Origin of the sequence: Fenollaria massiliensis, from assembly GCF_000312505.2 — a bacterium.
Taxonomy (GTDB): Bacteria; Bacillota; Clostridia; order Tissierellales; family Peptoniphilaceae; genus Fenollaria; species Fenollaria massiliensis.
Genome location: NZ_HG326226.1, coordinates 364592 through 390851 on the forward strand (window position 1 = coordinate 364592; position 26260 = coordinate 390851).

Genomic DNA, 26260 nt, shown 5'->3' on the forward strand with positions numbered 1-26260 from the left:
TAGACATATTTAAAGACTATACTATAAAATGTGTAGTCTTTTTCATTAGAATGGGTAAAAATATTTCGTAAAGATTATATTTACAAATATATTTTGTAGAAAATTTGATGACTTTGCTAGTAAAGCAAAAAGGGCAATTATATTATGAAATATATTTAAGTATTAATAATGTTATAATAATATTTTGCTAAGAAAATGTGATGATTACGCGAAATGGAGCTTCGAAGCAAGCGGAGCGTATATGAGATACTCGAGCATTGCTGAGAAGCGAATGAGCGTAAGGGCGCATTTTATAGCAAAAGATGAGGAGGTATTTTATATGGCATGTACAACTATTTTAGTCGGTAAAAATGCGAGCTACGACGGCTCAACTATAGTCGCAAGAAATGAGGACTCACCATCTGGCATCTTCTGCGCAAAAAGATTAGCGGTGATGAAGGCAAAGGACCAACCACGCAAATACAAAGCAGTTATTTCAAAGGTTGAGATCGATTTACCAGACGATCCGATGGACTACACTTATTCACCAAGCTCTGACACAAAAGAGGGCATTTGGGGCGCTTATGGTGTAAACGCTAAAAACGTTACCATGAACGCGACTGAAACACTTACTACAAATGAGCTAGTTATGGGCGCTGATCCACTTGTTGAGTACCATAAAGATGAAGATGGAACTGAGCATTTTGGAGGTATAGGCGAAGAAGACCTAGTTACTATCACACTTCCATACATCAAGAGCGCTAAGGACGGCGTTAGAAGATTGGGCGCACTTCTTGAAAAATACGGCACTTACGAGATGAATGGTATTGCTTTCCAAGACGAAAATGAAATTTGGTGGCTTGAAACAATTGGCGGCCACAACTGGATGGCAAAGAGGGTTCCGGACGATGCTTATGTAATTATGCCAAACCAATTAGGCATAGATGAATTCGATTTTGACGACGCTTATGGCGCAGAAAAAGAATATATGTGCTCAAAATCATTAAAAGATTTAGTTAAAAAAGCACACCTAGATAAGAGAATGAGCGAAGAAGAGGTATTTAACCCAAGAGACGCCTTTGGTTCACACGACGACTCAGACCACACATATAACACACCAAGAGCTTGGGTTTTACTACGCTATTTCAATCCAAAAACATTCTTCTGGGATGGCTACGACGCAGATTTCAGACCAACAGACGACAATTTACCATGGGCACTAGTACCAGAAAAGAAAATTACTATAGAAGAAGTTAAATGGGCACTATCTAACCATTATCAAGGTACACCTTATGACTGCTATGCAAAACACAAAGACGAAATGCACACAGGCATATTTAGACCTATTGGTATAAATAGAAATAACGTTTTGGGCTTAACACAAGTTAGAGGCTACATGCCAGACGATTTGAAAGCACTTCACTGGCTAGCACTTGGCTCTAACGTTTTCAACGCGATAGTACCATTCTACACAAAGGTTTCCAAAACTCCAGACTACGTTGGAAAGGCAGTTACAAAGCCATCTACAGACAATTTCTACTGGATCAACAGGATTATAGGCGCGCTTGCAGACGCACACTTCGCTGAAAATGCTTCAAATGTTGAACGTTATCAAATCAAGATCAATAATAAAATGAATGAAATGATTAATAAATTTGATGAGGAATATGCTAATGCAAAGGACAAAGAGGCCTTCTTCGAAAAAGCAAACCAAGAAATATCAGATTTTGTAGAAAAAGAAACTTTGGATTATTTGGATAAAGTTCTTTATACAAGCTCAACACTTATGAAGAATGGATTTTCTAGAAGTGATGCCTAGTTCTTATCAAAATTGCGACTAAGGCTTGTTTCGCTCGTTTGTGCTTTGCGGAGTGCGTCTAGCACGCCTCAGGCACTCACTCACTGTACTTCGCCTTATTCATCAATTTTGCTAACAGAACTAGAATTGCGGAGACTTTGTTAAACAGTTATAATTTAATTTCACTAAAGATTTTAAGCTAACTTAATGACATTGTATTGACAAAGTCTTTATAAAGTGCTAGAATTATATTAAGGAAGGTGATTTTATGAGTAACACTAACTTAAATGTAAGGATAGATAAGGACATAAAAAAGGCTGCGGAAGAAGTTTACGCTGAACTTGGCTTTAATATGTCGACAGCCATAAATATGTTTTTAAGAGCAAGCATTAGAAAAGGCGGCATTCCTTTTGATTTAAAACTAGAAGCGCCTAATAAAGAGACTTTAGAAGCGATTGAAGAAGGAAGACGATTAGCAATGGATCCTTCAACACCGCTATATGACAATATGGAAGATCTTAGAAGAGCTTTAGAAGTATGAAATATAAGGTCTTATTAACATCTAAATTTAAAAAAGACTTTAAATTATTAAAAAAGCAGGGCAAGAATACAGATAAAATTTTAGCCATTATTAATAAGCTAGCTAAAGGCGAATTTTTAGATGCAAAATACAAGGATCATCCTCTGTTAGGAGATTATCTCGGCGCAAGAGAGTGCCATATTGAACCAGATTTACTTCTAATATATGAAAAACAAGAAAATATTCTGATACTTAATATATTGAGAGCTGGTTCACATTCAAATCTATTTTAATAAACAAACAAAGCTGTGAGATTATTTTTCTCACAGCTTTCATTTTTATAGCATCTTTATTTTTTTATCTTTTTCCATAATAGTCTAGCTATTATAATCACAACTAAAACAATAATCAGTCAATCAGCACTAATCCCTTTACTTGAAGCTTCTGGCTCATCTGCCTTAACTTCTTCGCTCACATTTTTCACTGCATTTTCCTTATACACATCACCTGCGAAAAATATTTTGTACTCGCCGTAGCCTTCCTTATCCATGTCCTCAAGCGGCACAAAGCGCAGAGCAGCGCCATCGATGCAGTATCTTAGTCCGCCCATCTCCTTTGGTCCGTCGCTAAAAACGTGGCCTAGGTGATTCTTGCCAAATTTGCTCTTGATTTCGACACGCCTCATTCCATGCGATTCATCTCTGTTGTAGCTAACGCTGTCACTATTTATAGTCCTCGAAAAGCTAGGCCAGCCGCAGCCTGCATCGAATTTATCTTGTGAAGTAAAAAGCACTTCACCAGTTAATTTATCCACGTAAATGCCAGCTCGCCACTCATCATTTAATTCAGAGCTATGAGGATGCTCAGTGCCTTCTTCCCTCATAACCTTGTAGCTAAGCTCATCCAAGAGCTTTTTTGCTTCTTCATCAGAAACTTCTTTGTATTCTTTTTCGAAAATGGGCTCATCAGCTTCAGCCAAATTGATATGGCAGTAGCCGCCCGGATTTTTCTCCAAATAATCTTGGTGGTAGCCTTCTGCTAATACGAAGTTTTTCAGCTCCTCGACCTCAACAGCGAGCTCGCCGTGAATTTTTTCTTCATATTTATATACCTTGTCAATAATTTTTTTATCAGCTGGATCACTATAATAAATTCCAGTTCTATACTGCCTACCCCTGTCGCCGCCTTGCTTATTGACGCTTTTTGGGTCAATGACCTTAAAGTAGCGAAGAAGTATCTCTTCTAGGCTCACAAGGCTTTTATCATAAGTTATTTCAACGGTTTCAGCGTGATCAGTCTCTTTAACTTTCTCGTAATTAGTGCTATCACCCTTGCCATTAGCGTATCCTACTTTTGTTCCCATAACACCGCGTATTCTATTGAAATAGCCTTGCATGCCCCAAAAACAGCCGCCAGCTAAGTGTATGGTCTTGTTGTTATTATTCATAAAATCACCTCTATATATTTATTTAACTATATTTACGATGCTTATGGACTAGCCATGACTAATAAGATCGAAGTGGCAAGTCCATAAACATAAATCTTAATTATAATATAGATACCCAATCGCTCTTGAAAACATTGCCCCATAGTGATATAATTAAGCTAGGTGATGAAATGAGAATTAGAAGAAACTCTAGTGTTTACATAAATTTTGAGGGCAGAGGCGAAGGCCAAAGGGACAGGTCTAAGGTCTATGCTATCGTCTTAACTTTGGTATGTTTAGCGCTTTTGGCGATTTTTTATTTTTTGTATAAATATACAACAAGCCATGTATATATAAAGGAAGCGAGTGAGGACGCGAAAGTTTACGAGGAAATTTACAAGGATACTGTTCTTGACCTTGAGAAGTTTAATAAGGCCGACGAAAAATTCAAACTGAAGATAGATGACGCAAGTTTCATAAGGGCGCAAGCTGAGTATTTTATGCCAATTGAGCCGAAAGAGAAGCTTGACAAGAATTTCGCCAAGTCATACAAAAAAGTTTTTGAGGACGAATATCTTTTTAATGGCGATGCAAAATTGATACCAATGAAGCTCTTGAAAGCATTGTCGCGTAACGAGATTAGACTGATTAAGGCAGAAATTTTGGCTCGCCACGGCTATGAGTTCAAGACTAAGGAAATAGCTGATTATTTTAAGCAAAAGTCATGGTATAAGGTTGATGAGCATTATAATAGTGCATTTTTGTCGACGACGGAAGCGCAGAATATTAAATACATTATGGAGTATGAAAAAGAATTAGACCGAAGATAGAATTTTGTGTTAAAATGCGCCCTTGGGCTCGTTCGCTTTTCGACAATGCTCGCTTATTTCGCATTAAGTTGAGCCCTTTTTCTAGTTTCGAATTTTTTTGTCGCTGCGACGTATGTTTATACGTCTCACTCCAAAAAATTCTGCACAACGCTAAATCATCTCGTTTTTCCTGCGAAATTTACTCGGTGTATATATTTTGACAAAACTCCGCTTCGCCAAATCATCGCAAGTGCGAAGCACCAAGGTTCTTAAGTCCATGCACCAAGAGAACGAGTTTGGCGATGTTCGATTGGCTATGCATGCCTTATGCCAGAGTTTACAAAGGTATGGAGCGAAGCGAACATAGCTTTGATTAAACTTACGGCCGGGACCCATTCAAAGCGAAGCTTTGTAAATGGGTGAGGTTCTTCTTTTCCTGCGAAATTTACTCGGTGTATATATACTGATAAAATAATTTGAAGAGGTGTAATCATCGCATTATTCTTACAAAATTTATTTGATCCAGTTCTTTGACACAATAAAAAATTTGCTCGGTGTATATACTGATATAATATTTAGGCAAAAATTTACCCTCTTTACTGGTTTTCCAGTAAGGAGGGTATTTTAATTTTTTTCTCTCAATTAAATTACTTAATCTTTTCTATCTCTCTACCAAAGTCTCTCGCTATATACACGCTCGTTTCGCCATTTGTCTCGCTCACTATGAATGGAAACTCGGCTATATTTGTGGCGGCGCCCCATGCTCCGTCCTTATTAAGTGCTATTACTGAGAAATCGCGTGGCACTTCGCCCTTTGCCCTAAGTTTTGTGTCTAAATCACTGACTGCCTTTGTAGCGGCGTCTTGAGGACTTAGTCCACTCGCCATTAAACTTACAATTGCAAACGATAGTGTTCCTTTAATTATATCTTCGCCGACGCCTGTTGCAGCTGCGGCGCCTACTTCGCTGTCTGCATATAGACCTGGACCTACAAGTGGCGAGTCACCCACGCGGCCCATTTTTTTCATAAAGAGGCCCGAGGTCGACGTTCCCGCGACGCATCTTCCGTCCTCTGCGATGAGGCCACAGACTGTATCGTGGCCCTTATAAACCTTTGGCTTTTTTGCATTTTCTTCGAGCCAGCGCCTCTTTGCTTCGTCTGTAAGCATCTCTTCTTCTTTAAAACCCATTTCTTTAGCGTGTTTCAAAGCGCCTTCACCGACTAAAAAATTATTGTACTCATTATCAATGAGAGTATAAGCGACTGAGACAGCGCTCCTCATATTTCTAAGGCCAGCAACCGCACCAAAATGCAGATTGTCCCCGTTCATGATTGCTGCATCGCACTCAACAACGCCATCTTCGTTAGGTAGGCCGCTGTAGCCGACCGAGTGAAAATCTTCGTTCATTTCAACATCTTTTATTAGTGTAATCAAGGCTTCTTCAAGCGCAGCGCCCTTTAAAAGCGCCTCACGTGCGAGCTTTGTGCCCATCAAAGCCATTTTCCAAGTTGCTATAATCGTCATAAGTCCTCCTAAAAATCAGAAAAATTAGTCTTGCGCAGAACTTTTTTGTCCTTCATCTCAAGAATTCCCTTGCTGATAACTGTGTCAATACCATCATTATCATCAAGCGCCATAAGGTCCAGTGAAAGCCCTTCCTTGATCTCGCCAGTAATTTTGTCTATTTCAAGCGCCTTGGCTGCGTTTGTCGAGGCAAGTTTAATCATATCCTTTAGCTCATAGCCATAATTATGGCAAAGCGCCTTTATAGTATCAAAAAGCTCTGAAATCTTGGCAGCTCCTATACCTAAGAGCTCCTTGTCCTTGGACCAGATAGGCACAGAGCCGTTTGAGTCGGATGAAAGCGTGATTTTATCGAATGGTGCGTTTTTTATCGCGTAATCGATCGCATCTAAACCGCTCTCTCCTGCAGTGAAATCAGCGTATCCACCCATATTCATAAACTTAACAGCATCGTCAACTATGTTTTTGCAATGAGTCGGCCTGAATGTCTTGATCGGAATTTCGTGTTTTTCAAGGGCTGCGAAGACTTTTGAAAGACCCTCCTTACCCAGTCCGCCAGTATGCATGTGTAATTCACCTACTTTGCCTGCGAAGAGGCCGCCAATGTAGCACTCGCTCGCGAGCCTTACGAGTTCGTCTTCTGTGATGTAACTTGATCTGTGGTCTGAAATTGCTAGCTTGCAGCCGATGATCTCACTTATGTAAGTGATGTCCTTTTTGACTGAGCCTGTTATGGTTTTAGAAGGATATTCGTAGGCACCAGTCAGTGCAAAGGCTCTGACGTTGTACTCATTTAGCGCCTTGACCTTTGAGACCAAATTTTCTACCGAACGAGTCGTGCTATCAGTCCCAAGTAGGCCAACTACAGTCGTCACCCCAGCCATAATTATATCCTCATACTTTATCTCGGGAACGCGCGAAGTAGGACCCATCTCTCCGCCACCACCAGTCACGTGTACGTGGCCATCGATAAGACTTGGAAAAACTCTTTTTCCATTTAAATCTATCTCATCAATCCCATAATAATTTTTTATATCTTTCTCAATTTTAGTAATCGTGCCATCTAAAGATAATATATCAACACCATTACCATTATAATTTGCGTTTTTAACAAGCAGCATAAATCCACCTTCCTTAATTAAATCATAGCACAAAAGCTTATCTATGACAATAGTTTTGACAATAGTTTTGGGTATAATTAAATAGGTGATTTTATGAAAAAACAAATGCGATGCGCCTTATTGAAGCATCTGGCGTGAAATATGAAGAATTTGAATACGATGCGAGCCTTGGAATCAGTGGAACTGACGTTGCCCATACGCTTAATGAAGATGAAAGAATGGTTTTTAAAACGCTCGTTACTGAGACAAATAAAGGGGAACACTTTGTTTTTATAGTGCCCGTGGCGATGGAGCTTGATTTAAAAAAGGCGGCGAAGGCAGCTGGCGCTAAAAAAGTGGACATGCTCAAACAAAAGGATTTACTGCCACTAACAGGTTACGTGCATGGCGGCTGCTCACCCATTGGCATGAAGACAAAACTTGGGACATTTATAGACGCATCGGCGATGGATAAGGAATACATTTACGTGAGCGGAGGCAAAATTGGTTTGCAAATAAAAATAAGTCCAGCGGATTTAATTAAGCTAACGGATGCGACTGCCATTGACATAGTTAAGACGGCTGTGTTACAATAAGGATAATTGAGGTGATTTAATGAACGAAAAATTTTCTCTAGTGGAGAGCGGATTTATAGACGAAATAAGTTCAGCTTATAAAATTTTTACGCATAATAAGACTAAGGCTAGGGTCATAAAATTTGAAAATGACGACGACAACAAGGCCTTTATGATAGGATTTAGAACGATTCCAGAGAATTCAAAGGGCATAATGCACATAATTGAGCACGCAGTTTTGTCAGGCTCAAAGAAATATACAACGAAGGAGCCCTTCATGGACCTTGCAAAGTCGTCACTTGCAACGTTTTTGAATGCGATGACTTTCCAAAACATGACAGTTTATCCGATTTCATCAAGAAATGCGAAGGACTTTTATAATTTGATGGATGTTTACCTAGACGCTGTCTTCAATCCAAGACTGTTAACGGATAAGAGAGTCTTCCTTCAAGAAGGAACTAGGCGCGAAATTTTTAATAAAGATGACGAAATACAGTACCAAGGCGTTGTTTATAACGAGATGAAGGGTGCTATGTCCTCTTCTGAAGTGTTCATCTCCCAAGCTGTGGGAGAGGAGATGTATCCCGGCACTTATCCCGCTTTCAATACAGGCGGCGACCCTTACGAGATCATCAAACTTACTTACGATGAGCTTCTTGACTACTACAGAAGGCACTACCACCCATCGAATTCCTTCACAGTTTTGTATGGCGATGGCGATGTAGACGCAGAACTTGAACATTTGGACGAATTTTTGTCGGCTTACGATTACAAGGAAATTCCGAATAAAATTGGCATGTGTTTAGCTAAGGATAGTAAAAAATTTATCGAGCGCGCTTATCCAAACGATGTCTCAGATAAGCACAATTATGCATATAGCTTCATCACAGGCGATATTGACAACACTCGTGACAGCATCATGACAGAGTTTTTGAGTAAGTACCTAAGCTATTTCTCAAATTCGCCGCTTAAGAAGAAGATCCAAGAGATGGGCATTGCGAGTGATTTATTAAGTTACTCCAACTATGGCTATGGTAATGGCAACTTCACTGACATAAATATGATTTTAAAAGACGCAGATGGCGGCAAGGCAAACATTTACAAAGATGCTGTTGAAGAAGAGCTTGAGAATATCAAGGCTGGCCGCATCAATGGCGATATCTATGACTCGGCGCTTAATTTAATGGACTTTACCCTTAAAGAGTTTGCAAATACTGCAACAAAGGGCATTGCACTTGCGCTAAAAGCTGTGGCTATGTGGCTATTTGATAAGTCGCCACGGGATGCATTTGCGTATAATGCTACACTTGAGGAGCTTAAGAAGGATAAAAACGCTTTTATAAACTTTGTGAAAGATGTTCATAAAGATGCTAAGCTAATTGATTTTTATCCAGTAAAAGACTTTTACAAAGACAGAGACGAGGCTGAGAGAAAGGCGCTTGACGAGTTCAAGGCAAGTCTTTCGGATGAGGAGCTAGAGGCGCTAATTAAGGAAAATGAAGATCTTAAGGCTATGCAAGAAGCTATGGATAGTAAGGAAGCCATCGCTAGCATACCAACGCTTAAATTAAGTGATTTGCCGCGCGATATTGAAAAACTGCCGCTTGAAAAGATTTCTGACTCAGCTTATTATTCTAAGGAAGATAGCAAAATTTGTTATCTAAACTTATTCTTCGACATTTCTCATATTGCCGAGGAGGATTACGTGAAAGCCGCTAATTTAGTTGATCTCCTTGCTGACATCAAGACTACTAAGTCATCGAGAGAAAAACTTGAGACAGATATATTCAAAACTACTGGCGCGATAAATTTTGCTGCGAGCGTTGTGAAAAATTACAAGAACGGCAAATTGACACCGTTTGTGCAATGCAGCGCGAAGTTTACGAAGGATAAGGCAGAGAGCGCGATGAAACTAATTGATGAGATCATCAAGTACTCCGATCCAAGCGATGAAAAAGTCCTTAAGATGAACGTTTTGGAGAGCGTTTCAGACTTTGATAATAATATTTTAAATATAGCTTCAAACGTTGCGATGGATGTGGCGAAAGCGCAAAGCCTTGAAAAAGAGAGACTTACGCTAAAGCTTCATGGCATAGAAAAATTTATTCACCTTAAAGAATTGAAGACAAACTTTGATGAGCTTAAGGAAGAAGAGATAAAAGACTATGAAAGACTAATGAAAACTATGTTTAGAAGAAATGGTTTTCTATCGCACTATTCATTCGAAAGCAAAATTCCTGAGCTAGATAAGGCTATAGCAGAGCTAGAAGCTTCACTTGAGAGCGTGGATGCTCCAGCCATTAACATAGAAAAAAATATTGAAAAGAAAAATATTAAATTAATCGTTTCATCCAAAGTTTATTTCAACGCCATGGCAACTGGCCTAGATAGCGATAATGACGGCGATGTAGAAGTTTTAAGACAAATAATGTCAAATGACTATTTGCATACAGAGCTTCGTGCTAAGGGCGGCGCTTATGGTGATGGCTTAAGTGCAGGCATTGACTACCTTGCAGAGTTTACTTTTAGAGATCCGCACGTTTCGAGAAGCTTTGACGTTATGAGAAAATCGGCTGAGTTCTTGGAGGGCTGCGAGCTTGACCAAGACGAGCTTGAGAGAAGAAAGATCGCTTCCACACTTAAGTATAATAAGGCGTACGGCAAGGGACAAAAAGGCAAACTTGCCTTTGTGAGAATGCTTCAAGGTCTCACAGAAGAAGACGATTTGAAGACATACAGAGAAATTTTGGATACGGATTTGGATTTATTAAAGAAAAAATATGTAGAAAAATTGAAAAAATTGAAGGATGCTAGTTATGCTGTAATTGGACCAGAATCTGATGATAGCATCGAGTATGACGAAATAATCGACATAAGATAGGATTTTGCGTTAGAATTGCGCCTAAGGCTTGTTCGTTTTGTTGACAATGCTCGAGTACTATGTGTACACTCCGCTTGTCAAAAAACTGCACTTCGCCTTATCCATCAATTCTCTTCGCAAAATCTGTATGGCTATGAGCAGCTTGGACTTTTGATTAAACTTACGGCCAAGCTTGCCTCGAAGCTCCACGTCGCCCAATCATCGAATTTTATCTAAGAAATTTGCTCGGTGTATATATTTTAGCAAATTTAATTAGTGAGAAAATTGATTTTCACGAGCGCAGTTTTCGTAGACGTAGCAAGCGAAGGAAATCAATTTTCGTTATATGCGTAATACACTTTTCGATGTGCTCTATTTAAAAGAATATTTAATAAAAAAGAGGTGATTTTATGAAAAAGTATGAATACGACTTTGTCACTGTAAAAACAACTGGTCTTTGGTACGACGATTACCAAGAAATAATAAAAAAACACGGGGAAGAAGGCTGGCGCTATATTGATTCAATCGATAAGAGTAGGGATTTTGTGGATGCAAATCCAAGATTGGAATTAGTATTCGAAAGAGAGTTGGTAACAGAAGGGGAGCAATAGCTTCTCTTTTTTTGTTTGAAAAATCCATTTTCATGGTATATATAAGTATAAAACAAATCATAATGGGAGGTAATATTATGAAGATGAAGAGAATTTTATCCTTTGTACTAGCCTTTGTTTTAGTAGCGAGTGCTATTAACGTAGGCTTTGCACAAAGTGAAACAAAAACTAATAAAGACAAGATTGACTATCTTGTTGAAAAAGGCTACGTTCTAGGCGATGCCAAAGGACTTAGACTTAGTGATTCGATTACAAGAGAAGAGTTTGCAGTTATGCTAACAAAGGTACTTAACAAAGAAAATGCTGCTAAGGCAGCTATGAACGTACCTAGCGCATTTAAGGACATGGCTGTTGATCGCTGGTCAAACGGCTTTGTTAATATCGCAAGCGAGCTAAAAATTATCGCTGGCTATAGCGATGGAACTTTTAGACCAAGAAAGAACGTTTCTTATCAAGAAGCTATCAAGATGCTAGCTGTTGCAGCTGGTGGAACTGATATCAAGCCAGCAACTCAAGGCGAGTGGGCAGCACCATTTATCAGCTATGCAGCAAATAAAGGCATTTTAAATGGCCTTACAGATCTAAAATACAAAGATCAAGCTACAAGAGAGAATGTTTTTGTAATGATTTATAACTATCTTAATGGCGTGAAAGAAGCTGAATTATCAAAGCTTACAGCCATTGTTACAAAGACAAATGCTAATTCAAATCTATCAGAAAAGCAAGCTGAAATCGTCGTATTAAAATCAAGCCTAGATGGCTTTAAAGAAGGTAATTCCTACATCGTAGACCTTAAGGACGGCATGGACCCTATGGACATAGTTGGCAGAGTTTATGACCTTGACATCGACGAAAAGAACATGATTAAGTCATTTAGAGACAGCGCCATCGCTCAAACTGAGATTGCGCCTATCAATATCAAAGGCTTAAGACTTTATGTTGGCGATTCTACAAAGGATTCGACAATTCTTGAAGACAAGGCAGCGCTTACTGAACAAAAATTCCGTGGCGCAGCAGTTAACGGCAAATATTTCGATTTATTCACAGATTTTGCTAAAGAAATCAACTACAAGGCAGACTTTGCCTACGTTACAAGCGTTAACGCAAAAGTTGTCTACATCAAAGCATATACATTTAACGATATAATGCCAGTATTTTCTTATGACAATGGCGCAGTTAAGGCTATAGACGACGAGTCAGCTGCCATAGTTAAGAGAAATCTTAAAAAAGCTTACCTTTATGACAATGGCAAACTTATGCCAATGGACCCAGCTAAGCTAGAAAAATACGATGTATTACACTTCTACTCAAGCGATGAAGCCATCGTAGTAAAAAATAAAGTAGAAGGACAAGGCGCTAGATACAAATTAAGTAAAGGCGGCGCATACATCAATTTAGCTGACAAAGACTATAAGCTAAGCGATGAAAAATCAAGAAGAGCAGTTGCTACTGTAGATGACAAAGTATTCTCACAAGTTAATGCAGCAAACTATAATGACGAAGTAAAACTATTAGTAAACGAAAAAGTTAATTTAGCACTAGATATATTTGGAAACGTTCAAGTTATTTACGGAAAACTTTCTTTTGATGAAGACGTTTTCATGATCGATAGAGTGACTACAAACGCAGTTGCACTAATTGATAGAAATGGCAAAGAAATTAGGGTTCAAGACTCACTTGACCTAAGAATATATAGAGATGGCAAGGAAATCAGACTTTCTGAGCTAAATAATCAAGACATCGTTTACGCAATTTATAATAAAGACGCAGTTCAAAAGATATTTGTATTAAACGGACTAAAAGACTACGACAAGAGTTTCATGCCACTTGACAAGGACGGCAAGACATATAAAGTCTTCGCGCCAACAAAGAGCGTTAAGAGAAGCACTATTTACGTGGCAGGAAAAGAAGTAAACCTTCTTGACAACACAGTTCTATATAATTTAGTTCAAGTAGGAAAGAATTATAAAGTAGAGACTATTAGCCTAGATGAAGTGAAAAACGCAGGTTTTGACAAGACTGTAACAGCTTATGTATTCACAGTTAAGGACCTTAAGGACAAAAACGTTACTAAGTACGATAGCTTCCATGGAGCAGATAACGCGCCAGTAGCCATCGTTTTCAAAAACGTAGAAAAGAAGAAAGTAGTTGACAAAGAAGATATAATCGAGCTTAGAAGCGTTTACGATGCCAAGATTGATAAATCTTTCGAAGGTTACGATAAAAATCAAACACTTAGAGTTTATGAGACTAATGGCGAAAAATTTGAGAATTGCAAGGCAGGCGACATCGTTAAGCTAAGCCTTGACAAGGACGGAAAAGTTCTTAGACTAGATAAACTAATCACAGATTTGAGCGAAGAATACACAGTTCAAAACGTTTTGTACGACGCAGGTGGAAGCGAAAAACTTGTGCTTAAAGATAGTAAGGGTAAGGAATTAAGTGTATTTGCTAACGATAAGAGAGTGGTTTTTGGCAGGAATTATGCTAAGGATAGTGTGATTAAGATTGCACTAAATGAGAATGGCGAGGCAGCTGTTATTAGCGTAATTAAATAATGTAGACTAAGCGATTGATCGCTTTGTAAAAAATTTAGTTTATTCAAAAGGATTGACAAGTATAGCTTGTTGATCCTTTTTTGTTGGCGATAAAACATAAAATTTGTATTAAACTTTTAATATTAGCAAAGACTTTTATATGATATAATAAAGTCAATATTAACATAGGAGGGATTTTATGATTATAGCTATTGGAGGCGGGGAAGTAGGCTTAAATGAAACTTACGAGATAGATAAATTTATTGTAGAGGCAGCCAAAAAAGAAAACCAAATTTTCTATTCATTCCGACAGCAAGTAAAGATGCTCCGGCTTATGTGAAAATTATTAGTAAATTATATGGTGAGCTAGGATGCAAAACTGACACCTTGTATTTATCTAATATAGAAGTAGACAAGGAAGAGGTCAATCAAAAGATAGAAAATGCAGATATCATCTATGTTGGTGGTGGCAACACCCAATACATGATGAAAGTTTGGGAAGAATACGGTGTAGACAAGGCATTAATTAGAGCTTATAAAAGTGGCAAAGTACTCTCCGGCTTAAGTGCAGGCTCTATATGCTGGTTTATTTCAGGCCATAGCGATAGTGAGTTTATAGAAGATATTGAAAAGCCAAAACCTATATGGGTTAAAGGTTTAGGAATCATTCCTTATTTGCACTGTCCTCATTATGACGAGCCTGATAGAGTAGGCTTTGATGAGTTTTATGCTGGGCAGCTAACAGATGCTATTGCAATAGAAAATCAGGTAGCAATTGTTTGGGATAATTATGAAATGAAAGTGATTAAATCAAACCCAAGTAAAAATGCATATAAACTTTCTTGGAGCGATAAAGGTGTGAAGAAAGAAGTTTTAAATTAAGAGTTTTCATATTATGAAAAGGGCAAATTAAAATTTATTGGAGGTATAAATATGAAGTTTACACCAGAAAATTTTGAATTAAAAGACGGCAGAATCTGTACAATTCGAGAAATTCAAGTAAAGGACGCTGAAGAAACAGTTGAGTATTTAAAAACTGTTAGTGGTGAATCTGATTTTTTGAATGCTTATCCAGAAGAAATAAGTATCTCAGCCGAAGAGGAAGCTAAGTTAATAAAAGGTTTTAACGAATCTGATGATACCCTTATGCTTGTCGTTGAACTGGATGGAAGATTGATCGCAAACGGCACTATTACAAGGTTTAGAAGAAAGAAGATGCGCCACAGAGGAAATGTAGCGCTTGCTGTGTTAAAAGAATTATGGAACAAAGGAATAGGGACAAAGGTGCTTCATTGCCTTGAAGACTATGCGAAAAAATTAGGGCTTTCACAAGTTGAGCTTGATTATTACTCAGGTAATGAAAGAGGAAGAATTCTTTATGATAAACTTGGATTTATTCAAGTGGGAGAGACTCCTAATGCCATCATCTTAAAGGATGGAACCCTATATAGCAGTATAAAAATGGTGAAGAGCATATAAAAGTGATGTTTAAATAATTATTAAATTATGGATGCTAGGTGCAAAAACAACTTACAATGTGAAATGGAATAAATTTGCTTGACATTTTTATAACATTTGATATAATAAAAGCACCTAAAGCCTTATTAGTTAAGGACAAGGTACTCTAATTGATATGAGTTAAAGCACAGGGATTCTCTGTGCTTAATTTTTTACAACTAAATTAATCTAATTATAGAACATTTTCAAATTTTTAGTCTCAGTACTAGATAAGATATTAAATTTTAAAAGAATTTTATCTTCCTTATGAAATCCTTAAGTTTATATTTTATAATTTATTTATAAAATGAAGAGGAGGTTCATTTATGGACAAATTTATATTAGAAACAAAAAATCTTACTAAAACTTTTGGAAAGCAAAAAGCTGTAGATAATATTTCTTTAAAAATAAAAGAGAATTCTATCTATGGCTTGCTAGGACCTAATGGCGCTGGCAAATCGACTACATTGAAGATGATTACTGGAATGCTTCATAAAACATCTGGTCAAATTTTTTTTGAAGGTCATGAGTGGAGTCGTGACGATTTGTCGGATATTGGTGCCTTGATAGAAATGCCTGCCTTGTATGAGAACTTATCGGCTAGGGAAAATTTAAAAGTAAGGACACTCCTACTAGGCTTACCAGATTCTAGGATTGATGAATTTTTGGAAATAGTTAGTTTAAAAGATACTGGCAAAAAGAAAAGTGGTCAATTTTCTGTAGGGATGAAACAAAGGCTAGGTATCGCCATTGCCTTATTAAACAATCCTAAGCTTTTGATTTTAGATGAACCAACAAACGGACTTGATCCTCTAGGAATTCAGGAATTGCGTGATTTAATAAGAAGTTTCCCAGAAAAAGGGATAACCGTTATTTTGTCTAGTCATATTTTAGCAGAAGTTGAACAAACTGCTGATCATATTGGGATTATTAATAATGGAAAATTGCAATATCAAAACACTATTAATCATGATGACAACTTAGAAGAACTTTTTACGAATGTTATAAAAAATGGAATGGGGATGTAAAAAATGATAAATTATATTCTTGCAGAAAATTTAAAACATAAGGGCACTTTCTTGAAGAAGTTATTAGTTATTATGCCGATAACTTTAATCTTATTGTCATTATTTCTTATGCCAAGCTATTTCACTACCAATTCCTATAACTGGTGGTACGTCATAATAATGCCTGCAACTTTTGCCTTAATCCCAGCAATGATGGATAGAAAAGAAAGTAGAAAATTAAACTACAGAGCAGTTTTTCCTCTAAATATTAAGCTTGAAAAGTTATGGGTTTCAAAAATAATTACAGCATTTATTTATATGAGTATTGCTGCTATAATTCATATGCTAGGAGTGTATATTTTTCAATTTTTAATCGGCGGGCAATTAGCACCAAACTATAGATTTTTAACATTGGTATTTGCAAGTTTCTTACTAATTATAAGTAATATTTGGCAAATCCCCTTATGCTTTTTCTTGGCAAAAAAATTTGGCTTTATCGCAAGTATTGCAGTAAATGCAGTATTAGGTTTAGGAGCAGGAATATTGTTGTCTGACGGTGCTTTTTGGATTTATTGCCCATATTCTTGGGGAATTAGGTTAATGATTCCTGTTATGCATATTCTACCAAGTGGTATTTTAATAGAAGCATCAAATCCAATGGTATCAAACACATCGTTACTTATTCCTTGTATTTTATCTATATGTCTATTTACCTTACTAACAATGATAAGTGCAAAATGGTTTTCAAAACAAGAGGTAAAGTAATGATAAATATAATAAAATCAGAAATATACAAAATTAAAGGCACCTGGCTTCCTTGGATTCACATAGTCTTACCTATAGCCTATTCTTTACTATTTTATGTGGCATTAAAAACCACAGGATTAAAAAATTTTGAAGAAAGAGATATAATACAAACTTATTTTGTACTTTTAGGAGCAGTAATGCCAATAATATTAAGTTCGATAAGTTCAAAAGTAGTTGATATGGAAATGAGTGCTGGAAAATTTCAAGTGCTTTTATCTACTACAAAATCTAGAAGCAAAGCATATATAGGAAAACTCCTTGTATTAGAATTGGGATTTGTTATTTCTCTGACTTTAGCGATTATAATTTTTGCAATATTGTCGGTATATCAAAATATCTTTGATTGGGTTATTGAATTTTTCTTAATTTTTATTAGCAGCTTTTCTCTATACATGATTCATCTTTGGGTATCAATCGTATTAAGTAGTGGTGCATCTATTGGATTAGGTTTTCTAGAAACAATGATTACTTTACTTTCAATGACTGTAATTGGTGATAGTATTTGGTATTTTATACCTTGTACTTGGGGCTCTAGACTTCCAGCTATGTATATTACTATGGGCAAAGTTTCGGATCCTTCCTATTTTTATAAAGAGTTCAGAATTTGGAGTTTTGTAGCTTTGTTTATTATCTTAATCCTATTTATTTCCTCAATTATTTGGTTTAATAAGTGGGATGGGAAATCTCTTAGCGAATAAAAATGTTTTATGAAAAATTATGAGGTGATAAAATGTCTTTAATTCTTGCAGTTGATGACGAGTTAGATATGCTTGATCTAATAAGAAACATTTTGAAAAAGAACAAGCATCAAGTCGATGTATATCAAAATCCTTTAGACGTTGATAATAGTAAGCTTAGTAAATATGATTTGATTCTACTTGATGTTATGATGCCAGGTATTGACGGAATTAGTTTCTGTAAGGATATTCGAGCTAAAGTAGACTGCCCTATTCTTTTTTTAACAGCAAAAACTATGGAAGAAGATATAGTTGAAGGCTTATTAATTGGAGGAGATGATTACATCACAAAACCATTCGGTGCAGCAGAACTCCTAGCTCGTATAGAGGCACATTTAAGACGAGAAAAAAGAGAACGACACAGTAGTTTAAATCTCGGTGAGATTCGTTTTGATTTATCTTCCAATGAAGTCTTTGTAGGAGATGAAAAAGTTCATTTGACAAAATCTGAATATCAAATTTCAGAATTACTGGCAAAAAGAAAAGGACAAGTATTTTCAAGAGACCAAATATACGAGCTTATCTTTGGATTTGATGGTATAGGAGATGCATCTGCAATATCAGAACATGTAAAAAATATTAGGGCAAAGTTTCAAAAATATGGGAAAAATCCAATTGAAACAGTATGGGGGATCGGATATAAATGGAATTAAAATCAAAAGGTCAATCTCTTAAAAATATACTTTTTAAATATTTGTTAAGTATTGCACTAGGACTAGTAATCTCTGTTGGATTAATAATGGCTTTTATATCTGCTTCTTACCAATTTAAGTGGATATTTCCTGCGAACTATACTGAGAATTTAATTCTTGAAAAAAGAACAGATATTGCCACTTCAAAAAATTTCGAAAAATCATTACTTCCAGATAATACATCTTATCTATTTCTATCAAAAGACGAAAAAGTTATAGAAACAAATATGAATAAGAATATCCAAGATATAGCCTTTAATTATCATAAGGGCTCTGTTAATTCTAATTCCAACTTATCCTTTATGGAAATACAGAGATCAGATGGATATGTACTTGTAGCTTATGACCTAAAGCCTTTTTATAAAAGTCCTTGGATGCAAAAAAATCTACCACAAATAAATATTTTATTACTAACTTTACTGATAATATTTTGTTTTATTAGTATTATTACTATCACATTAATTTGGGCAAAGAAAATATCGAAAGAATTAAATCCTTTGCTAGAAGCTTCGGAAGAAATCGGGAAACAAAACTTAGACTTCCAAGTTAAAAAGTCAAATGTTCAGGAATTTAATGTCATATTAGAAAGTTTAGAAAAAATAAAGTTAGGGTTAAGTGAATCTTTAAGAACAAATTGGAGAGAGGAAGAGAAAAAAAGAAATCAGATTTCAGCATTAAGCCATGATATAAAAACTCCAGTTTCAATTATAAAGGGAAACTCAGAATTATTAGGAGAAACAAATCTAACTAAAGAGCAAGAAACATATCTAAATTATATTAGAAAAAATACAAACCGTATTGATAAATATGTCGAAACTTTAATGCTTGTTAATAAATCTAATCAAGCAAATGAATTAAATTTTAATGAAATTAAGACAGAAAAATTTGTTGAAAACATTGAAAAACTTGCTAAAGAATTTACATCAACTTATAAGTTAAATCTTTTAGAAGATATTAACTATGATGATGATTTTTTAATAGTAGATTTGAAAAATTTTGAACGAGCCTTTCTAAATATTCTTAGTAATGCAGAAGAAAACAGCCCTAAAAACTCAACTATTAAGTTAATTATATGTTCCAAAGCTGCTAAGCTCGAAATATCAATATTAGATCAAGGACATGGATTTACAGGTGAAGACCTCTTATATGCAAAAGATCAATTCTATCAAGGAGACAAAAGTAGGCATTCAAAAGAAAACCATGGAATCGGATTATTTGTTGCCGAACAAATTATTGATATGCACGGAGGAAGTCTTGTTTTAGAAAATAGAACTGATGAAATCGGTGCCAAAGTAAGCATATTACTACCTGTAAAGAAATAAATAGAGAATATTACTATAATATCAAATTTCTTTATTTTATTATATTTGATTTATATAAAAAGACCATAATAAGTAAGTTATGGTCTGATTTTTTTCCAAGCACAAAGCACTTAGAATTATTATTTAATTTATTTTTTACAAATGTTTCCTTTATAATCCGAGTTACATTATCAGTAATATTTAAGCTTTGAGCTTACAAGGTTTTGATTTTGCCTTTACAAACCCACCCCACCGTTTAAAATCACTTCTTTTTGGGTAGCTATACATTAGAGGTGATATTTATGAAGATTGTTTTCTTAGATATGTACAATTCAAATCCGGGCGACATTGACACTGCTATGTTCAAGGATTTTGGAGAATTTATTACATACGATAGAACTAATCCATCTGATATAAAAGATAGAATCAAAGATGCGGACATCGTGATCACAAACAAGGTAAGGCTTGGCAAAGCTGAGCTTGAGGGCACTAAGGTTAAGTTCATCGCCGAGGCAGCGACTGGCTTCGATAACCTTGACCTAAATGCGCTTAAGGAGCTTGGCATAGGCCTTGCGAACGTTCCTAGCTACTCAACTTACTCAGTTGTACAGCTAACGCTTGCTCATTTGCTTAATGCTACTAACGATGTCTATAGTTATGCGAAAAAGGTTCGTGAGGGAGCATGGGTGGACAATCAAGACTTTAATTTCTTCCTAGGCACTATTCACGAGCTTGCTGGCAAAACAGCTGGCATTGTGGGCTATGGTGACATCGGCCAAAAAGTAGCTGATGCTTATAGGGCTCTTGGCATGAAGGTCATAGCTTTAAAGGTAGCGGGTCACCATGCGGACGGCGATTTCTTCCGTGATTATAAAGATTTCTTCAAAGAAGCGGACATAATCAGTTTACACGCGCCTATGAATGCGGATTCAAAAGAAATTATTAATAAAGATAGTCTTGCGCTTATGAAAAACACAGCCATCATCATAAACACAGCACGTGGCGGTCTTATAAACGAGGCTGATTTAGCTGACGCTCTTAAGAATGGCAAGGTCGCTTTCTACGCTTCAGACGTTTCTGCGCCTGAACCTATGACTAAGGACAACAAGCTATATGCGCTTGATAATGCGGCTTTCACGCCACACATCGCATGGGCTTCCCTTGAAGCAAGGCAAAGGCTTTACAAAGTTATTTATGACAATATCGATGCATACGTTAATGGAAGGAGCTTAAACAGAATTGTCTAAGAAGGTCGCACTCATCGCTGGCTCTTTCATTTCGGGGATTTCATCGATTGAGCTTTTAAAGGCGATACAAGGGAAAATAGATGCCGACGTAGATATTTACGCGCTTCCAGACGGCTATGGCAACATTTATGAGTCGACAGAGGATTTAAAATCCTTTAAAGTCGAGGAGCTTACGGTAATGAACGAAGCTGGCGAAGAAAAACTATTAAAGTACCTTCGTCACGACGACAGAGTTATCGTCTCCTTCTCAAGCATAGTAAATTACAAGATGAAGGGCGAACTTAATTCTACAAGTTATTTAGCAGGAGCTCTTGTGAAAAAACTTATTGAAAGTGGCGAGAAAAAGATCACCATCAGCGTGGGTGGAAGTGGAGTCAATGACGCTGCCGTAGGTTTTTTGCGTGCCATGGGCGTGAAATTCTATAACGTTTTAGACGAAGAAGTGAAAGAGACGAGAGACATCTACAAGATCAAGCGCTTTGACACGACTGAGCTGGATAATTTGATTAAGGGTGTTGATTTTATCGTCTTCAAGTACTCCAAAACGCGCTTCATCGGCTACAGAGGCACTACTTATCAAAACAGGCTCATCAAGGACAATCTGATTCTTGAGATTTTCGAGCGCAATATGGAGAATTTTCAGTATCTTTTGCAAAACCATTTTGACTTCAAAGTTAAAAGCATTGAAGCGGCAGGCGCTGGCGGCGGCTCCATGCTTAGCCTAATTAAATTTTTAAATGCAAAAGTAGTCGATTTGGGAGAATTTTTAGAAAAATATTTTAATTTTGACAATATTACTCAAAAAAGTGATATAATAATCTTAGTTGACGACTATCTGTCCTTAAAGTTAAGAAAAGAAAGCTTTAGGGCACTTGTCTTGAACAAGGCAAAACAATATGACAAAGAGATTATCGGTCTTGCGCTTGACGCTGAAGAGGAGAAAGCCTCTTTTATCGAGCAAGGCTTTACTAGGATGATAGACCTTACATACGACTCCGAGTCACTTGATAGAGCGGCAAAGATAATCAATAATTATTTAAAAGGAGAGGATGACATGGCTTACAAAGAAGAAGCACTTAAGTTTCATGAAGAAAAAAGAGGTAAATTAGAAGTAGTTCCAAAGGTTGAGGTAAATAACGCACATGACCTTGCACTTGCTTACACACCAGGCGTTGCCGAGCCTTGCAAGCTTATTCACGAAGATCCAGAACTTCAATACAAATACACTGCAAAAGGCAATCTTATCGCTGTAGTTACAGATGGTTCAGCAGTTCTTGGCCTTGGTAATATCGGTTCAAGGGCAGGTATGCCAGTTATGGAAGGAAAGTCCATACTATTCAAAAAGTTTGGTAATGTTGACGCTTTCCCTATCATGCTTGATACACAAGACGTTGACGAGATCGTTAATACAGTTAAAAACATTGCTCCAGGCTTTGGCGGCATTAACCTTGAAGATATCAGTGCGCCTAGATGCTTTGAGATAGAGAGAAAACTAGATGAGATGCTTGATATACCAGTATTTCATGACGATCAATATGGTACAGCCATCGTCGTAACAGCAGCACTTATCAACGCATGCAAACTTATTAAAAAAGAATACGCTGACCTTAAAGTTGTTATCAATGGTAGTGGCGCAGCAGGCATCGCCATCGCTTATATGATGCTTAACCTAGGCGTTAAGAATATCTTGATATGCGACTCAAAGGGCATTATCTATAGAGGAAATGAAAAGAATAACTGGATCAAGGCAGAAATAGCTGAAAAGACAAATCCAAATAACGAACAAGGCACACTTAAAGACGCAATGGTAGGCGCAGACGTATTCATAGGCGTTTCAGCACCTGGCGTTCTTACAAAAGACATGGTTAAGACAATGAACAAAGACGCAGTAGTTTTTGCTATGGCAAATCCAGTTCCAGAAATTTATCCAGACGAAGCAAAAGAAGCTGGTGCTAAAGTAGTTGGAACAGGTAGAAGCGATTTTCCTAACCAAATCAATAACTCCTTAGCCTTCCCAGGCATATTCAGAGGAGCACTTGATAGACGCGCAAAGACAATCACTTTCGATATGAAAGTTGCTGCAGCACATGCAATCGCTGGACTTGTATCAGATGAGGACCTAACAGCCAGTCACATCATGCCAGATATGTTCGACGAAAGAGTTCCAAAAGTCGTTGCAAAAGCAGTTTATGACGCATACAGAGAGTAATGAGCTACGGATTTATTAAAAAAATAGATAAATTAGATAAAGAAGTGATGCTGGGTATTGATCCGGCATCACTTTCTATTACGGGTGACTTTGAGGGGACGGGCCTTAACAATCACTGCGCCTTCACCACAGCCACCAATATCATGAAGATGATGGGTTTTAGCGAAGTCACTTTTGATGAAGTCTATAGACATATAAAATCGGGCCCAGTACTATTTATGGAGCCGCGCCTCAAAAAAATTATTAAAAATAGAAAGACAAGCGTAAAAATTAAAAGAAAATATTTCCCAAAAACCATGGACATGGTAAAAGCCATCGACGAGGGACATATCACAGCCATGCTCCTAATAGAATCAGTAAAAAGCGCACATTGGGTGATAGTCACAGGCTACGCCATACGCATGGGAGAAATTTATCTAAAAATATTTACAAATTGGTACCACGAGGCTCGCTATTATAAAATGAATGAGGGCAGCAAGGCCGTAATGAGCCTTGAATTTTTTATTTAGCCTTGACAAATTATTTTAAGAGGACTATAATAAAAGTACATCTAATACTTTGGGGTAAGGTGAAATTCCTTTTAACCGGCGGTAAAGCCCGCGAGCATTTGCAGAACCTGTGAAATTCAGGTGCCGACTGTATAGTCAGGACGGAAAAAGATCTTAAAGGTTATTAGTTGAATAATCATTAAGGAGGGTGTTTTTTTTATGTCAAGAGCAAAAAAAATCACATTAATTGCAGCAGTTGCCGCTATGGCAATAGTTTTAACAGCGATAATTCGCTTCCCAATCACATCACTACCATTCTTAAAGTATGACCCAAAAGACGTCATACTAACAACAGCAGGCTTCATCTTTGGACCACTAGTTGCAATACTTGCAGCAGTCATCGAAGTAGTTGTTGAGATGGTAACGTTCTCCGAGTCAGGACCTTGGGGCGCATTGATGAACATCATCGCAACACTTTCATTCTCAGGTATAGCAGCAGCTATCTACCACAGAAAAAGAACAACAAAGGGAGCAGTTTTATCACTAGTTTGCGCAGTTTTATCGCTAACAGTAGTTATGGCACTTTGGAATCTAGTTGTAACACCGATATATACAGGCTTTCCAAGAGCAGAAGTCATAAAACTTATGCCAGTTATCATACCATTTAATTTAATCAAAGGCGGAGTAAACGCAGCACTTATCATACTTTTGTATAAACCAATCAAGAGCGCACTTGCAGGCGCAGGCCTTACAGAAGAAGTACAAACAGGCAAAAATGCTACTTGGAATATTATTAAGATGGTGAGCTTTGTAATATTACTTTGTTTGATCGCGCTTATTGTGTATATGAGAGGCGGACTTAAATAAATTTCACGTTCGTGCGAAGCACCAAGGTTCTCGTACGTGAGTACGAGGTTCTTCAATTTGCGACCTTGGCTAGTTTCGAATTCTTTTGTCGCTGCGGAGTGCGCCTATGCACACCTCGCTCCAAAAAATTCTGTACAACGCCAATCTCATCAAATTTTCCAGTGAAATTAGTGAATAAAGATAAGTGGATACTAAATCAAATTTTTCTGTGTAGCGCAAAAGTTCTCGTACACTTTGGTGTATGAGGTTCTTTAATTGTAAGCGGAATTAAATAATAATCACATTAAAGTGAGTACATTGATTATGTGCTCACTTTTTTATCTTTTGGGTATAAATAAAAACAAAATAAAATAGAAAGGTGACACATCATGGTCAAGAAAAGATATCTACTACTCATAGCGAGCCTAGTTTGGTTATTCGCAGGGATAAAAGTTCTAAACTTAGGCCTCGAAGCCTACAAAACGAATTTCTCGGCACTAAACGTTTTGCTATCCATAGCGGTCTTTATAGCCTTTTGGTTCATGGTTTTCAACAGGCTTGTAAACAAGCACACTGCAAGGATAAAAGCGTATCAAGAAGAGAAAAGATACTTTTGGAACTTTTTTGATCTCAAGAGCTTCATCATCATGGCGATAATGATGACAGGAGGCATACTTATCAGAAAATATCAGCTTTTGGATATGAACTTCATATCTTTTTTCTATACAGGTCTAGGGGGTGCACTTAGTCTAGCTGGAGCTAAATTTATGCTAAACTATATAAAATTTCATGGCTAAATGCGCCCTTGGACTCGTTCCATCCTCAGCAATGCTCACGTACCATCTGTACGCTCCGCTTGCTTCGTCAGTCCACATCGTCCAATCATCGCATTTATCCTATGAAATTACATTTCACGTCTAATGCGCCCTTGGACTTGTTAAGTCCATGCACCAAGAGCACGTACCATCTGTACATTCCGCTTGTTTCGTCAGATCGCATCGTCCAATCATCGCAATGCGCCCTTGGACTCAATCTCAATCAAAAACAAAATACATCTATCAATACAAAAGGACAGGGAATTAATTTTCTCTGTCCTTGTTTTTATTTATCAAATTTTTAGCCATTAACAAATTTATCACAAATTTCAATCCTATAATCGGGTGCTTCATCATAATTTTTCTGCCGGCGTACTTCATAATCGGCTCTATATGTTCTAAATCCTCGCTCTTGTAGCAGGTGGTCGGGCATTGGTGGCAGAAAGTTTTGTAGAAGGAGTGTGGGCAGCGATCTGTGTGCCTAAAGGCTTTCATAATTAGCTCGTAATAAGTGTCATTTATCTTGTATTTCCAAAGCTTTGGATTTTTATTGATAAATTCATCTATGCCTTCTTCAAATTTATATTTGCTAATGGATTTTTTACTGTCTCTCACCATATTTTCGCAGTAAATAGCCGTCATCAAGAGAAATAATTTCTTTTCGAATAGTTTTTTCCTCGCTTCTTTATTTTTGTCGATGGAGATTTTATTTTTTAGTATTGGAAATGTTTTTTCTTTTATCATTTTTCACCTTGTTTTTTATATATTATTTTTTAAGAGAGATTAAAATTATTTATAAATTTAATTATTTAATTTTGCGATGAAAATATATTAATTTTTTATAAATTTATTTATTTAATTTTGCGATGAAAA

Annotated in this window: 25 protein-coding genes, 1 pseudogene and 1 riboswitch; of the genes and pseudogenes, 22 read left to right on the forward strand and 4 right to left on the reverse strand. The window is 36.8% G+C overall.

What is annotated here, in order from left to right; translation table 11 throughout:
* The first annotated feature begins 319 nt into the window (after positions 1-319).
* The 3 genes from BN30_RS05495 to BN30_RS05505 all read left to right on the forward strand — a co-directional run bounded on the left by BN30_RS05495 (position 320) and on the right by BN30_RS05505 (position 2590).
* Positions 320-1798, forward strand: a complete 1479-nt coding sequence (locus BN30_RS05495; RefSeq protein WP_019214514.1) for a C69 family dipeptidase — start codon at positions 320-322, stop codon at positions 1796-1798.
* Between the two features lie 247 nt (positions 1799-2045).
* Positions 2046-2318 carry a type II toxin-antitoxin system RelB/DinJ family antitoxin gene (locus BN30_RS05500; RefSeq protein ID WP_019214515.1) on the forward strand — a complete coding sequence of 91 codons (273 nt, stop codon included), beginning with the start codon at positions 2046-2048 and terminating at the stop codon, positions 2316-2318.
* Positions 2315-2590: a type II toxin-antitoxin system YafQ family toxin gene (locus BN30_RS05505; RefSeq protein ID WP_019214516.1), complete on the forward strand. Its 276-nt coding sequence runs from the start codon at positions 2315-2317 to the stop codon at positions 2588-2590. Before BN30_RS05500 ends, BN30_RS05505 begins: the two co-directional genes overlap by 4 nt.
* Before the next feature lie 119 nt (positions 2591-2709).
* Here the strand turns inward: BN30_RS05505 and msrB are convergent, their stop codons facing one another.
* Entirely contained in the window at positions 2710-3744 is a 1035-nt protein-coding gene (gene msrB, locus BN30_RS05510; RefSeq protein WP_019214517.1) for a peptide-methionine (R)-S-oxide reductase MsrB, read from the reverse strand.
* Between the two features lie 170 nt (positions 3745-3914).
* Between msrB and BN30_RS05515 the strand changes: the two genes are divergently transcribed.
* Positions 3915-4553 carry a YARHG domain-containing protein gene (locus tag BN30_RS05515; protein WP_019214518.1) on the forward strand — a complete coding sequence of 213 codons (639 nt, stop codon included), beginning with the start codon at positions 3915-3917 and terminating at the stop codon, positions 4551-4553.
* Between the two features lie 626 nt (positions 4554-5179).
* Here BN30_RS05515 and BN30_RS09155 read toward each other — a convergent pair.
* Both BN30_RS09155 and BN30_RS05525 read right to left on the reverse strand, forming a co-directional pair.
* A complete protein-coding gene (locus BN30_RS09155) occupies positions 5180-6058 on the reverse strand; it encodes a glycosylasparaginase (protein WP_019214519.1) in 879 nt (292 codons plus the stop codon).
* A gap of 8 nt (positions 6059-6066) precedes the next feature.
* Positions 6067-7179: an amidohydrolase family protein gene (locus BN30_RS05525; RefSeq protein ID WP_019214520.1), complete on the reverse strand. Its 1113-nt coding sequence runs from the start codon at positions 7177-7179 to the stop codon at positions 6067-6069.
* A gap of 110 nt (positions 7180-7289) precedes the next feature.
* Here BN30_RS05525 and ybaK point away from each other — a divergent pair, with 110 nt between their 5' ends.
* From ybaK to BN30_RS05605, 18 genes and pseudogenes are all read left to right on the forward strand, one after another.
* The gene (gene ybaK / locus BN30_RS05530) at positions 7290-7754 is read left to right on the forward strand and encodes a Cys-tRNA(Pro) deacylase (protein ID WP_019214521.1); all 465 of its coding nucleotides are present in this window, start codon (positions 7290-7292) and stop codon (positions 7752-7754) included.
* 19 nt (positions 7755-7773) lie between these two features.
* Positions 7774-10614 (forward strand): insulinase family protein, encoded by a 2841-nt coding sequence (locus BN30_RS05535; RefSeq protein WP_019214522.1) that lies wholly within the window; start codon positions 7774-7776, stop codon positions 10612-10614.
* 389 nt (positions 10615-11003) lie between these two features.
* Positions 11004-11204: a DUF4177 domain-containing protein gene (locus tag BN30_RS05540; protein ID WP_019214523.1), complete on the forward strand. Its 201-nt coding sequence runs from the start codon at positions 11004-11006 to the stop codon at positions 11202-11204.
* Positions 11205-11281: 77 nt separating this feature from the next.
* Positions 11282-13762, forward strand: coding sequence for an S-layer homology domain-containing protein (locus tag BN30_RS05545; protein ID WP_019214524.1), 2481 nt, complete (start codon positions 11282-11284; stop codon positions 13760-13762).
* A 178-nt stretch (positions 13763-13940) separates the two neighbouring features.
* Positions 13941-14081 carry a hypothetical protein gene (locus BN30_RS10320; RefSeq protein ID WP_242824747.1) on the forward strand — a complete coding sequence of 47 codons (141 nt, stop codon included), beginning with the start codon at positions 13941-13943 and terminating at the stop codon, positions 14079-14081.
* Positions 14078-14623 carry a Type 1 glutamine amidotransferase-like domain-containing protein gene (locus BN30_RS09160; protein ID WP_242824748.1) on the forward strand — a complete coding sequence of 182 codons (546 nt, stop codon included), beginning with the start codon at positions 14078-14080 and terminating at the stop codon, positions 14621-14623. The genes BN30_RS10320 and BN30_RS09160 overlap by 4 nt, the downstream gene beginning before the upstream one ends.
* Before the next feature lie 51 nt (positions 14624-14674).
* Complete coding sequence (locus tag BN30_RS05555; RefSeq protein WP_019214525.1) at positions 14675-15220, forward strand: GNAT family N-acetyltransferase; 546 nt, start codon at positions 14675-14677, stop codon at positions 15218-15220.
* 344 nt (positions 15221-15564) lie between these two features.
* The gene (locus BN30_RS05560) at positions 15565-16266 is read left to right on the forward strand and encodes a lantibiotic protection ABC transporter ATP-binding protein (RefSeq protein ID WP_019214526.1); all 702 of its coding nucleotides are present in this window, start codon (positions 15565-15567) and stop codon (positions 16264-16266) included.
* A gap of 3 nt (positions 16267-16269) precedes the next feature.
* The gene (locus tag BN30_RS05565; protein WP_019214527.1) at positions 16270-17010 is read left to right on the forward strand and encodes a lantibiotic immunity ABC transporter MutE/EpiE family permease subunit; all 741 of its coding nucleotides are present in this window, start codon (positions 16270-16272) and stop codon (positions 17008-17010) included.
* Positions 17010-17750: a lantibiotic immunity ABC transporter MutG family permease subunit gene (locus BN30_RS05570; RefSeq protein ID WP_019214528.1), complete on the forward strand. Its 741-nt coding sequence runs from the start codon at positions 17010-17012 to the stop codon at positions 17748-17750. The genes BN30_RS05565 and BN30_RS05570 overlap by 1 nt, the downstream gene beginning before the upstream one ends.
* A gap of 32 nt (positions 17751-17782) precedes the next feature.
* The gene (locus tag BN30_RS05575) at positions 17783-18442 is read left to right on the forward strand and encodes a response regulator transcription factor (RefSeq protein ID WP_019214529.1); all 660 of its coding nucleotides are present in this window, start codon (positions 17783-17785) and stop codon (positions 18440-18442) included.
* Positions 18433-19803: a sensor histidine kinase gene (locus BN30_RS05580; protein WP_019214530.1), complete on the forward strand. Its 1371-nt coding sequence runs from the start codon at positions 18433-18435 to the stop codon at positions 19801-19803. Before BN30_RS05575 ends, BN30_RS05580 begins: the two co-directional genes overlap by 10 nt.
* Positions 19804-20084: 281 nt before the next feature.
* A complete protein-coding gene (locus BN30_RS05585; protein WP_019214531.1) occupies positions 20085-21029 on the forward strand; it encodes a D-2-hydroxyacid dehydrogenase in 945 nt (314 codons plus the stop codon).
* Positions 21022-22056: pseudogene (locus BN30_RS10325) on the forward strand (glycerate kinase); the annotation flags it as partial. The gene BN30_RS05585 and the pseudogene BN30_RS10325, both read left to right, overlap by 8 nt.
* A gap of 27 nt (positions 22057-22083) precedes the next feature.
* Positions 22084-23238, forward strand: coding sequence for an NAD(P)-dependent malic enzyme (locus BN30_RS10330; protein WP_026880668.1), 1155 nt, complete (start codon positions 22084-22086; stop codon positions 23236-23238).
* Entirely contained in the window at positions 23238-23747 is a 510-nt protein-coding gene (locus BN30_RS05595) for a hypothetical protein (protein WP_019214533.1), read from the forward strand. Before BN30_RS10330 ends, BN30_RS05595 begins: the two co-directional genes overlap by 1 nt.
* 41 nt (positions 23748-23788) lie before the next feature.
* A riboswitch (FMN riboswitch) is annotated at positions 23789-23903 on the forward strand.
* Between the two features lie 42 nt (positions 23904-23945).
* Positions 23946-24593 (forward strand): ECF transporter S component, encoded by a 648-nt coding sequence (locus BN30_RS05600; RefSeq protein ID WP_019214534.1) that lies wholly within the window; start codon positions 23946-23948, stop codon positions 24591-24593.
* 368 nt (positions 24594-24961) lie between these two features.
* Complete coding sequence (locus BN30_RS05605; protein WP_019214535.1) at positions 24962-25369, forward strand: hypothetical protein; 408 nt, start codon at positions 24962-24964, stop codon at positions 25367-25369.
* A gap of 282 nt (positions 25370-25651) precedes the next feature.
* Here the strand turns inward: BN30_RS05605 and BN30_RS09165 are convergent, their stop codons facing one another.
* Complete coding sequence (locus BN30_RS09165) at positions 25652-26131, reverse strand: nitrous oxide-stimulated promoter family protein (protein ID WP_019214536.1); 480 nt, start codon at positions 26129-26131, stop codon at positions 25652-25654.
* Positions 26132-26260 lie beyond the last annotated feature (129 nt).

Excerpts from the sequence above, each read along its gene's own strand:
- BN30_RS05495 (WP_019214514.1), top strand. The coding sequence starts at position 320 with ATGGCATGTACAACTATTTTAGTCGGTAAAAATGCGAGCTACGACGGC.
- BN30_RS05500 (WP_019214515.1), top strand. The coding sequence starts at position 2,046 with ATGAGTAACACTAACTTAAATGTAAGGATAGATAAGGACATAAAAAAG.
- BN30_RS05505 (WP_019214516.1), top strand. The coding sequence starts at position 2,315 with ATGAAATATAAGGTCTTATTAACATCTAAATTTAAAAAAGACTTTAAA.
- msrB (WP_019214517.1), bottom strand. The coding sequence starts at position 3,744 with ATGAATAATAACAACAAGACCATACACTTAGCTGGCGGCTGTTTTTGG.
- BN30_RS05515 (WP_019214518.1), top strand. The coding sequence starts at position 3,915 with ATGAGAATTAGAAGAAACTCTAGTGTTTACATAAATTTTGAGGGCAGA.
- BN30_RS09155 (WP_019214519.1), bottom strand. The coding sequence starts at position 6,058 with ATGACGATTATAGCAACTTGGAAAATGGCTTTGATGGGCACAAAGCTC.
- BN30_RS05525 (WP_019214520.1), bottom strand. The coding sequence starts at position 7,179 with ATGCTGCTTGTTAAAAACGCAAATTATAATGGTAATGGTGTTGATATA.
- ybaK (WP_019214521.1), top strand. The coding sequence starts at position 7,290 with ATGCGCCTTATTGAAGCATCTGGCGTGAAATATGAAGAATTTGAATAC.
- BN30_RS05535 (WP_019214522.1), top strand. The coding sequence starts at position 7,774 with ATGAACGAAAAATTTTCTCTAGTGGAGAGCGGATTTATAGACGAAATA.
- BN30_RS05540 (WP_019214523.1), top strand. The coding sequence starts at position 11,004 with ATGAAAAAGTATGAATACGACTTTGTCACTGTAAAAACAACTGGTCTT.
- BN30_RS05545 (WP_019214524.1), top strand. The coding sequence starts at position 11,282 with ATGAAGATGAAGAGAATTTTATCCTTTGTACTAGCCTTTGTTTTAGTA.
- BN30_RS10320 (WP_242824747.1), top strand. The coding sequence starts at position 13,941 with ATGATTATAGCTATTGGAGGCGGGGAAGTAGGCTTAAATGAAACTTAC.
- BN30_RS05555 (WP_019214525.1), top strand. The coding sequence starts at position 14,675 with ATGAAGTTTACACCAGAAAATTTTGAATTAAAAGACGGCAGAATCTGT.
- BN30_RS05560 (WP_019214526.1), top strand. The coding sequence starts at position 15,565 with ATGGACAAATTTATATTAGAAACAAAAAATCTTACTAAAACTTTTGGA.
- BN30_RS05565 (WP_019214527.1), top strand. The coding sequence starts at position 16,270 with ATGATAAATTATATTCTTGCAGAAAATTTAAAACATAAGGGCACTTTC.
- BN30_RS05570 (WP_019214528.1), top strand. The coding sequence starts at position 17,010 with ATGATAAATATAATAAAATCAGAAATATACAAAATTAAAGGCACCTGG.
- BN30_RS05575 (WP_019214529.1), top strand. The coding sequence starts at position 17,783 with ATGTCTTTAATTCTTGCAGTTGATGACGAGTTAGATATGCTTGATCTA.
- BN30_RS05580 (WP_019214530.1), top strand. The coding sequence starts at position 18,433 with ATGGAATTAAAATCAAAAGGTCAATCTCTTAAAAATATACTTTTTAAA.
- BN30_RS05585 (WP_019214531.1), top strand. The coding sequence starts at position 20,085 with ATGAAGATTGTTTTCTTAGATATGTACAATTCAAATCCGGGCGACATT.
- BN30_RS10330 (WP_026880668.1), top strand. The coding sequence starts at position 22,084 with ATGGCTTACAAAGAAGAAGCACTTAAGTTTCATGAAGAAAAAAGAGGT.
- BN30_RS05595 (WP_019214533.1), top strand. The coding sequence starts at position 23,238 with ATGAGCTACGGATTTATTAAAAAAATAGATAAATTAGATAAAGAAGTG.
- BN30_RS05600 (WP_019214534.1), top strand. The coding sequence starts at position 23,946 with ATGTCAAGAGCAAAAAAAATCACATTAATTGCAGCAGTTGCCGCTATG.
- BN30_RS05605 (WP_019214535.1), top strand. The coding sequence starts at position 24,962 with ATGGTCAAGAAAAGATATCTACTACTCATAGCGAGCCTAGTTTGGTTA.
- BN30_RS09165 (WP_019214536.1), bottom strand. The coding sequence starts at position 26,131 with ATGATAAAAGAAAAAACATTTCCAATACTAAAAAATAAAATCTCCATC.